Origin of the sequence: Desulforegula conservatrix Mb1Pa, assembly GCF_000426225.1 — a bacterium.
Lineage (GTDB): Bacteria > Desulfobacterota > Desulfobacteria > Desulfobacterales > Desulforegulaceae > Desulforegula > Desulforegula conservatrix.
This window is the reverse complement of record NZ_AUEY01000105.1, coordinates 1-9,523: the sequence shown is the minus strand read 5'-3', so window position 1 is coordinate 9,523 and position 9,523 is coordinate 1. Positions and strand designations below refer to the sequence as shown.

The window sequence follows — 9,523 nt, the reverse complement described above, 5'->3', positions numbered from 1 at the left end:
TTTCTCCAGAATCACCCAAAAAGTCAGCGCCAGGGAATTATTGATCTGCTTGTCATGCAGACACAAGGAACGCTTCCGGCTTATCTCTCAGAAATTATCGCTTCAGCCAATAACAGATCCGGCAGCAATGGCGAAAGAGGCCTGTCAGAACGCACCCTCAAACGCTGGGCCTCGGATTACGCCAAATACGGATACATGGGCATTGTGCCTGAATCCCCAAACAAGGAAGTGGCCATTCCAGCATGGGCAGCGGAATTTCTTACTCTTTACAGAAAGCCTTCAAAGCCAGCGATCAATTTCGTTCTGGAGCTTATGGCTTACACAGGCTGCGACAACATCCCTTCTTATGATCAGGCTCGAAGGTTTGTGAAAAATTTCAGCAGACTGGACATTGAACGTGGCCGCAAGTCTCCAAAGGAACTCAGATCCCAGAAAGGCTTTGTACGCAGAAGCAATGACGGCTTCATGCCCATGGATATCGTGCAGATGGACGGCCACAGCTTTAAGGCAAAGGTTCGGCATCCTTTTCACGGCAGACCTTTTATTCCAGAAATCTGCCTTGCGGTGGACAACGTCACCAAGATGGTCATCGGGTGGAGCGTGGGTCTTGCGGAGTCTGCCCAGACAGTGGGCGATTGCGTAAGGCACATGGTCACGCTTAACGACAAGAAGCCCTACGGCGGCATTCCAGCGATTCTTTACACAGACAACGGAGCCGGTAACGAAGGCAAGGAAATGACCAGTGATATGACAGGCCTTTTCGAGCGCCTCGGTGTTCTTCACAAAACAGGCAGACCCGGAAATCCCCAGGGACGCGGCGGAATCGAATCCTTTAACAAGAATGTAATCAACTGGGCAAGGCTGCTTGAAACCTTTCGCGGCAAGGGTATGAGTAAGGATGTTGAACGCTCGGTTTATCTGGCCATGGACAAGGATGTCCGGGAAAAAGGCAAGAGCGACATCACCATAGCTTGGGCTGATTTTCTTGATTTCATGGCTCAATTTCAGACCTGGTACAATTATTACCATCATCATTCAACGCTTCCGAAGATCACGGATTCTGAGTCTGGCAGAAAACGCCACATGACTCCGGCTGAAAGATGGCAGCAGTATCTTGACCAGGGCTGGCGTCCGGACATGATTTCCGAAGAGGAATATATCTCCCTGAAACGTCCACGGATCGAGCGGAAAACCAACAGGGCAGAAATCAATGTCGGCAGCAATATCTACTTCGACAAACGCCTTGAGCATTACCACGGAATGCAGGTGATTGTTGAATATGACGTCCACGATCCTTCAAAGGTCTGGGTCTATGACCATGATGAAAGACTGATCGCGATTCCTGAATGGAACCGGAACAAAAAGGCCTTCTTCCCTGTTTCAATGCACGAGCAGGCACTTGAAAAGCGTGGAATCGGCAGAATGAAAACAGCCTTGAAAAAGGTGGATGAAATCCAGGCCGAAACAGGCTTGAGAGCAAATGATGCGCTTCCTTCCCCAGAATCTTCACCTGAAATTGAAGACATGAGGGCGCAGCTTCAGACAGATATGGCATCAGATCAAGCCCTGCCAAAACTTGAAACTTCGATTCAGTCTGAGGAAATTCCTGATGATATGTTCGAAAAATGGGAGTTCTGGAAGCATCTGGATTCAGCGATCAGTGCAGGAGAAAAATTTTCAGAAAGGCTCACAAGATTCCACGAATATTACCCGTCAACAGCGGATTACAGAGCGTGCCGGATGATGGATGAGGATGCCGAAAAGATCATGGCCAGCGGATTATAAAAAGCAAGGCCCGGAGTGCAGCAACACAACCGGGCCTTAAAAATACAACTAACCAACCAATTTGGAGGACAATGTGACACAGGAAATGAGTCAAGTCAAGACCACTGCTCCGCTCAGGAACGTGGCCCTGTGCATGAAGGCGCTTGAACGGGCCATGAACAGCCCTGATCATCTGCCGAGAATGGTTTCTTTTTCAGGGCCGAGCGGCATGGGCAAAAGCATGGCCGCGTCATACGCGGCCAACAAATACAGGGCCTATTATGTCGAATGCAAATCCAGCTGGACAAAAAGAGCGCTTCTTGAAGCAATCATGCTCCAGATGGGCATTCCCGCAGCAGGGCCTATTTACAAACTTACAGAGCAGATATCAGAACAACTGGCTCTTTCAGGCAGGCCGCTCATCATAGACGAAATGGATCATATCGTTAACAGGTCGGCTGTTGAAATCGTCAGGGATATCTATGAAGGCAGCAAGGCTCCTATTCTTCTGATCGGCGAGGAAATGATGCCCCAGAAACTGAAAAAATGGGAGCGCTTTCACGGAAGAATTCTTGAATGGGCATACACCCAGCCAGCAGACATGCAGGACACAAAGCTCCTGGCTTCATTCTACTGCCGCAAGGTCAAGGTTAAGGATGATCTGCTCGAAACCGTTACAAAGGCCGCGAAAGGATCTGTCAGACGAATCTGCGTGAATCTTTCAAGAATAGAAGACGAGGCAATGGGAACCGGGCTTTCGGAAATTGGCCTCAAGGAATGGGGAGACCGCCAGCTTTACACAGGTGAGGCTCCGGCAAGGAGGATCATATGACTCCTTCAGAAAGAATCTCTGCTGATACACGGCAAAGCGTATGGAACGCCATCAGGGAGCAGCGGACATTCACAAGTGTCAGTATCCTGAACGCCACAAGCCTTGAAGATCTGAGCAGTGTTCGGTGGTATCTCAGCGGATTTGAAACCGCTGGTTACATAAAAAAGACGGCCACAGACAAATCGCCCCACGTTTTCGAACTTGTAAAAGATATAGGCCGCGAAGCTCCGAGGGTAAGAAGGGACGGCAGCTCAATCACACAGGGATCAAAAAGAGACCAGATGTGGCGCACCATGCGAATCCTGAAAATATTTGATGCTGACGAGCTGGCCATGGCCGCGTCGCTTGAGGAAAGCCCAGTAGACTCCGAAGATGCCAGATCATATGTTTTTCATCTTCACAAGGCCGGATATCTTCAGCTTGTCCAGGCCGCAAAACATACAGGCGGAATGTCCAGATACAGATTGATACAATCCATGTACACAGGCCCGAAAGCTCCGATGATCAAAAAAGTAAGGCAGGTATACGATCCGAATCTTAAAAAGGTCATGTATCAGGAGGGCCGATCATGAATGAAGTCGATGCAATTGGCCTGCTTACACAGAAAGCCACCGATCTTGGTCAGGCAGAAGTTGCCAAAAGGCTTGGATATTCGAAGGCGACGGTGAGCCTGGTGATTAACGACAAGTATAACGGGAATTTAAACTCGGTTTTATCAAAGGTTAAAGAGGTCTTCGGAGGCCTTAAGGTAAACTGCCCGGTGCTTGGAGAGATTGACCTTGCCGAATGCGCCGAAAACAAAAGACAACCATTTTCGGCAACCAATCCATTGAGAGTTAGACTTTTTAAAGCTTGCAAGAGCTGCAAGGAGACAAAATGAAGCTTTTTAAAATAGCGGAAAAAGAAAGAAAAAAACGGATCAACGGAATTCACGAAAATCTGAACACAGTGGTCATGGATCTGTTTGCCCTTGTCAGGGCTGATGATGAGGAGACGAGGCATTCCTTAAAGATAAGGGCGGTGACGAGCCTGAAAAATGTCAAACGCGGAATGGCGGAGCTGGGGCTGGAATATCAGGGATAAATGTAGGTCGGGTTAGAGCGTCCTTTGCTCGTAACCCGACAATAAAGCGAAACCGCCTTCGGCGGTCATCCGGTGTGGCAACCGGATCTGACGAGCAGCCGAGACATTATTCCCCCTTTTAAAGGGGGCCAGGGGGATTTTTAAGGAGGACGATATATGAACATGCAGGATTACAGGGAAGACCACAAAGGCAGGCTGGTGCCTGTCAATCTGATCGACGAAATTGACCTGGAGCGTGACAGTCTGGTCAGGGAAATCATCGAAGAAGCAAAGAATGTAAATTCAGTATTGAAGACATTCAAAAGCAGGACAATGGCCGATGTAAGCGCGTTCTGCGAGCTTTCCGCTGAAAAATTCGGAGTAAAGCGCGGAGGTAGAAAAGGAAATCTGAGCTTTCTGAGCTTTGATGGCAAATCAAAGGTTCTGATAGCGATTTCTGAAAACCTGTCTTTTGATGAACGTCTGCACGCCGCAAAAGAGTTGATTGACGAATGCCTGAACGAGTGGACTCAGGATTCGAGGCCGGAAATCAAGGTTCTTATCAATGACGCGTTTCAGGTGGACAAGGAAGGCAATATTTCGACCACAAAGGTTTTAAGCCTGAGACGCCTGAGAATTGAAGACGACCGCTGGCACAGGGCGATGGACGCCATAAGTCAGAGCGTTCAGGTGGCTGACACCAAAAGTTACATCAGGGTGTACGAACGCGGCGGAATTGAAGACGCATGGCAGCCGGTTAGTCTGGATATTTCGGCGGCGTGATTAGCGGTGTAGGTCGGGTTAGAGCGTCCTTTGCTCGTAACCCGACAATAAGCGAAACCGCCTTTTGGCGGTAGTCCGATCGTGGTTGATCGGGCCTGACGAGCAGCCGGAGGATAAAATGGCAAACAAAATAAAGAGCCTTAACAGCATATGGTCTCTCGCATCACGGCGGGGAATCAGCCAGGAGCGGGTTTATGAACTTGCATCCGGGCTTGGCGTAAACAAGCTCACGGAACTGGATGAAATCGGATTCAGGGAGCTTGAACACAGGCTTTTGAATCTGCCTGTGATGAAGCGTGAAACCATCTGGCCGGATCAGAGGGAAAAAATCAAATCCCTGCGCGACAGGCTCGGCTGGAGCAACAATTACCTGCTGTCTTTTGCTAAAAATGCGGTGAAGATTGAAGCCCCGGACGCAATGACTCCAGAAAAGGCGGATCTTCTGATTAGAAGAATGGGCAAGGTGCTTGCCGATGAGCAGGCAAAGAAGCAGCGGAGCCTGTTTTAATATTCCCCCTTTTAAAGGGGGCCAGGGGGATTCAATGAAAACCGACAACGACACAATCAGAAAAGCCAAGCTCGCGACCATTCATATAGCAAAGAAGACCCTTGGCATGGATGACGAAACATATCGGGAGATGCTGGCAAGCTTTGGTTTAAAATCTTCCAAAGACGCCACCGTTCCCAAGCTTAACGAGATCATTACTCACCTTGAATCCAAAGGCTTTGAGACCAAAAAGCGGAAGAATCAGCCAAAGGTGGTCAAAGGACAGGCTCCTGAAACTGCATTGATGGGCAAGATCGGCGCGCTCCTGGCTGATGGCAAATTGCAATGGGCATATGGTCACGGAATAGCAAAGAAAATGTTCGGTGTGGAAAGGCTTGAATGGTGCGATTGCCAGCAGCTGCGGGAGGTTGTGGCGGCGCTGGAATACAACAAAAAAAGGCTGGCTAAAAAACAGGCTGAAGAAATTCAGGCGCAAACAGAGAATATTCAAATGTAGGGTGTGTGCCGCTTTTGCACGCACCGGGTTGAAATGGTGCGTGGAAGGACGCCACGCACCCTACAAATGAAACATCCCCCCTTTTTTCAAACAGGGGGGGCAAGGAATCAGTAATAATTCCCCCTTTTAAAGGGGGTCAGGGGGATTTTATAAAGGCAAAACCATGAAATTAGAAGACCTTGAAAGCATAATGGATAAAGCCAGATTTGTGGCTTTCCTGCGCCATTTTGGAGGCCTCCGGATTTACATCCCCAAGATGATCAAGGCGGATCATCCGATTGCCGTGGTTGTGGGCCTCGACACGGCAACGCTTCTGTCTGATCTGTACCAGGGCGAATCTCTTGATCTGCCTACGCTTGACAGGCACGACCGCAGGCTCAAGCGTCGAAAGATTCTTGATTTAAGCAAGCAGAACAAGAGCTTTAATCAGATTGCCCTGGAATGCGGGTGCTCAAGGCGATACGCGGTTCAGGTCTGCGCCGATGGCCGGGAGGAAATAGAGGCTGAAAGGGTTGAGCCGAAGTTCAGGCAGTTGGAGTTGTTTTAAATATATTTGATCAGGTGTTTTTTAACCACGGAAGCTTATTATGGATCGTCCAACTCCAAGCAATGGATATATTCTGCTGAAATCATTTTCTTTATCCTCTTTTAATGATTTTATATACATTTCCATAGACTTATAAGCAAGAGCTTGGTTTTCCATAGGACCAATCCATATTCTTTTTATTGCTCTTACCGGAAATTTCATCTTCAAATACGGTATAATTATTCCGTTTCTTTCACGAAAGCAGTAATTATTTTCTTCATCATCTGCAAAACCTATAATTCTTGATTCATCTTCTTCCCCAAAACCCTCATTCTTTAGGGATGCAATCAAAGTAAAATGTTTAAGTGCATTAGAAATAAAAACTCCTTTAGGGGTATTTGATTTTAAAATAGGATTAATTAATTCCATTACCTTATCGTGTTGATCTTCTTTTTTGTAGATGCAATCACTTAGTCTGAAGAATATGGGATCAATTTCGCTTATTACTTTTTCGTCAAATTCAATTGCATATTTCCCATACCCTCTCCATTGGCTGAGTAAATCTTTTTTTTTGCTAAATGAGCAGACGCAGATGGAATTATTTAATGCTTCAATTGCCGACAGAATTAAACTTTTGGTATCTTTGCCTATAGTATTCTTTTCAAATTCGCTTTCTAAAAGTTTATTAAATATTTCAATTCCATGAAGGTATTCTGCACTGTCATTTAGATATCTTATGTCAGTGAGCCACAACTCCTGAGTTTTCAAAATACCCATAATTCCATTGACATCCGTATAATGAAACAAACTCATAATTGAATTATCCTATTACAAAGTAAAAGCTGAATAGCGAATTTTATAAAATGACTGGTATTAGGTAAGTCATTTTATCATTATTGGTTACATCGTTTTATGTGGGCAAATATCTTTCCGCAAAGATCCTTTAATGGCTCTGTAAGCTCCCACTCAACGTCCTCCATTACCTTGATAGCTTTTTTGCAAAATCCGACTTTACCATTAATTGTTCCGCTTTCATCTGCAAAAATTCTTCGTACTCCTTCACCTTCAAGGCCCAGAGTTTTGTCCAAATGGAAACCTATGCCCTGATTAGATTTTTGATATATTCCTTCAGTCAAAGATTCAATATCGTTGATGTCTAAACCGATCCTGTCTCTTGTCATCTTATTAAAAATATCGGTCGCTGTTGTTTTCAAAATTATTTCTGGCAGCAAATTTTCAGTTTCTTTGCCTTTGAGCAAACAGAATCTATCACCCATCTCTTCTGTCAGTTTTTTTACTCTATCTCCTTTGTTTTTTATATCCCCATCTGCTATTAAAAAAGCTTCTGAACAGGCTCTTAATGCACAGAGACCGCGATCTGCCCCTCCATCGACATCATCATCTGCAAAATCCCAGTGAACAAGATTGCCGCCCTGGTACTCTATAAATGCATAATGATAATTTTCCAAATAACCTTGGAGTGTTTTCGTTTCGGAATTTTCTTGATCAAGAGATTCAATATATTTATTCATAAAACATCTTAGATACAGTCTGTCTGTTATGCCCTCAACCCAGATGGTACAATTAGCAAGATAGACAGAAGAAGCTTTGACTCCAAGATCAGTAAGAATTTCTCTATCCTTGGAACATTCTTTTATTGAAAATTTTGAACCTGATTCGTCGACTGTTTTTGAAAGCCTATGAATAAAAACATCATCTCTGTCATCTCCCAAGTCGAGCAGATGGTTGGAATGTGTCGCTATAAAATATTGGTGTTCTGTATGTTCCAGCAGAAACAATGCAAGCTTGCGAAGAAATCCTGGATGCAGACAGTTCTCCGGCTCTTCTATAAAAAACATGGATGGATCGGGATGCAAAAAAGCGGCTGAGGTTATTATTATTATCTGCTGGAGGCCATCGCCTAAATCATAAATTGGGAACTGCTTTTCATTGCCGATTTTAACAGCAACTGTATCTCTTTTAATCTCAGGGATAAGAGTAACTTCTTCACCGCCAAAAAATTCCTGCCCAATCAGTTTTTCATATTCTTTTATAAGCCTTCTTTGCTCTGGTTCTCCCAAAAGATGTTCGGCGAGAAGCTTATACAAAAGATAGCCTGTTATGATGATATTATTTTCAGAATGGGATATACTGTTACCATTATCACTAAAGTAATCTTTAATGGTTCTGTTTTTAAAAATATCTACTGCCTCAATAAATTTGTTTTTGCTATCATGTAAAGGCCTCATTCCTCTTAAGATCGGAATATAGTACCTTGCGGGCAGACTGAACGGACTAATGTTTCCCCCTATGCTTTTCTCTATGTTTAAGCCAATGTCTATTCCTTTAGATGATAAATTGTTAACTTTATTTAAAAATTGAAACTTATCAACCTCATCTGTTGCCAGTTTAAATACGGAATTTGAAAAAGTACTACGTTGTTCAATTATATCTAAATAATTGCCATATGCCTGATTTCTTTCATTAGTTTTTTTAATGTTGCAATCAACAATAGCATGCAACTCTTCCCCTTTCAAACCCGTTATAAATTTATCTTTTGGTAGCATTTTGAGCAAAGGCCCAATTCCTTTTAGTACCTTTTCCGAAAAAACAGCATTCGCAGTTGACACTTCATTTTCATTGCGGCCAAACAAAATTCTTAAAAGTCTGCTTTTCCCTGAATTATTAGCCCCTATAAAGAGATTTAATCTACCTATATTGATAAAAGGAATGCCATCAGGACTTTTTTCATTAGTGGTGTAATCCTTTTGAAGTTCATTATACCATATCTTTGAAATCATTATAATTATTCCTGCTTTTCATACAAATTATATAAAGAGTCTTCTGTTAGATTCTTCAGTCTATATTAGATGCTTATACATTAAAACCTGAAATTGGGACGTCATGATATTTATATTGAGACTATGCTTATCAGATGTTATGTAAATGAAATTTAAGTTAAATTACACTTGTTTGGATTCTTATCATGGATATCCCCATAACTCCTGCGTTTGATGGGTATTAACCAACAGCAAATGGGCAGAAGGATAATAAATGATATGTGAGTTAACAAAAAATATACAAAATGGAGAATTATTTATTCCATTTTTACTTCAAAAATCATATGAGAACTAACTCGAAATCATAACTTTCTTGATTTAGAATTTTGGGATTGTATTTTAATTTCTTGGGGGGGGAATGAATGGAAAAAAGATTTGGAACCGACCACATATTAATGGCTTTATCTTTATTTGTTATTGTTTTATTTGATTACCATTTTTACTCCGCCATGCTTATCTTAAGGCATGTGAAAGATTATCCAGATATGATGGAGGTGTAGCATGGCAAAAAATATGATCCAATTTCAAAAAGGAAAGAGTATTCACGAATTCCTGTCCGAATATGGGACCGAAGATAAGTGCCAAGACTCATTATTCAGACTTAGATGGCCGCATGGTTTTAGTTGTCCGAATTGCGGCGGTTCGAAATTTTGCGAGCTCAAATCAAGAGATCTGTACCAATGCCACAAGTGTCACCATCAGGCGTCGGTAA

At 43.6% G+C, this 9,523-nt stretch carries 12 protein-coding genes and 2 other RNA genes; 12 read left to right on the top strand and 2 right to left on the bottom strand.

What is annotated here, in order from left to right; translation table 11 throughout:
* The 11 genes from K245_RS0119600 to K245_RS0119560 form a co-directional block, all read left to right on the top strand.
* On the top strand, positions 1-1,785 hold a 1,785-nt coding region (locus K245_RS0119600), incomplete at its 5' end, for a Mu transposase C-terminal domain-containing protein (RefSeq protein ID WP_027360555.1).
* A gap of 73 nt (positions 1,786-1,858) precedes the next feature.
* The gene (locus K245_RS0119595; protein WP_027360554.1) at positions 1,859-2,596 is read left to right on the top strand and encodes an AAA family ATPase; all 738 of its coding nucleotides are present in this window, start codon (positions 1,859-1,861) and stop codon (positions 2,594-2,596) included.
* Complete coding sequence (locus tag K245_RS0119590; RefSeq protein ID WP_027360553.1) at positions 2,593-3,168, top strand: hypothetical protein; 576 nt, start codon at positions 2,593-2,595, stop codon at positions 3,166-3,168. The genes K245_RS0119595 and K245_RS0119590 overlap by 4 nt, the downstream gene beginning before the upstream one ends.
* Positions 3,165-3,476 carry a helix-turn-helix domain-containing protein gene (locus tag K245_RS0119585; protein ID WP_027360552.1) on the top strand — a complete coding sequence of 104 codons (312 nt, stop codon included), beginning with the start codon at positions 3,165-3,167 and terminating at the stop codon, positions 3,474-3,476. Before K245_RS0119590 ends, K245_RS0119585 begins: the two co-directional genes overlap by 4 nt.
* Complete coding sequence (locus K245_RS0119580; protein ID WP_027360551.1) at positions 3,473-3,679, top strand: hypothetical protein; 207 nt, start codon at positions 3,473-3,475, stop codon at positions 3,677-3,679. Before K245_RS0119585 ends, K245_RS0119580 begins: the two co-directional genes overlap by 4 nt.
* A gap of 44 nt (positions 3,680-3,723) precedes the next feature.
* Positions 3,724-3,783, top strand: an RNA gene (locus tag K245_RS27460) — hammerhead ribozyme type II.
* Positions 3,784-3,835: 52 nt separating this feature from the next.
* A complete protein-coding gene (locus K245_RS0119575; RefSeq protein ID WP_027360550.1) occupies positions 3,836-4,441 on the top strand; it encodes a DUF3164 family protein in 606 nt (201 codons plus the stop codon).
* Positions 4,442-4,490: 49 nt separating this feature from the next.
* An RNA gene (locus K245_RS27455) (hammerhead ribozyme type II) lies at positions 4,491-4,553 on the top strand.
* A 6-nt stretch (positions 4,554-4,559) separates the two neighbouring features.
* The gene (locus K245_RS0119570; RefSeq protein WP_027360549.1) at positions 4,560-4,949 is read left to right on the top strand and encodes a hypothetical protein; all 390 of its coding nucleotides are present in this window, start codon (positions 4,560-4,562) and stop codon (positions 4,947-4,949) included.
* Between the two features lie 34 nt (positions 4,950-4,983).
* Positions 4,984-5,445 carry a gp16 family protein gene (locus tag K245_RS25575; protein WP_198013942.1) on the top strand — a complete coding sequence of 154 codons (462 nt, stop codon included), beginning with the start codon at positions 4,984-4,986 and terminating at the stop codon, positions 5,443-5,445.
* 163 nt (positions 5,446-5,608) lie between these two features.
* Positions 5,609-5,992, top strand: coding sequence for a hypothetical protein (locus K245_RS0119560; RefSeq protein ID WP_027360548.1), 384 nt, complete (start codon positions 5,609-5,611; stop codon positions 5,990-5,992).
* Between the two features lie 21 nt (positions 5,993-6,013).
* Here K245_RS0119560 and K245_RS0119555 read toward each other — a convergent pair whose 3' ends face one another.
* Both K245_RS0119555 and K245_RS0119550 read right to left on the bottom strand, forming a co-directional pair.
* The gene (locus K245_RS0119555) at positions 6,014-6,784 is read right to left on the bottom strand and encodes a DUF2971 domain-containing protein (protein ID WP_156906856.1); all 771 of its coding nucleotides are present in this window, start codon (positions 6,782-6,784) and stop codon (positions 6,014-6,016) included.
* Positions 6,785-6,864: 80 nt separating this feature from the next.
* A complete protein-coding gene (locus K245_RS0119550; RefSeq protein ID WP_027360546.1) occupies positions 6,865-8,772 on the bottom strand; it encodes an AAA family ATPase in 1,908 nt (635 codons plus the stop codon).
* A gap of 540 nt (positions 8,773-9,312) precedes the next feature.
* On the opposite strand from K245_RS0119550, the gene K245_RS0119540 reads away from it, so the two are divergent.
* Positions 9,313-9,523 (top strand): transposase (locus tag K245_RS0119540; protein ID WP_027359792.1); only part of this gene is annotated, 211 nt, incomplete at its 3' end.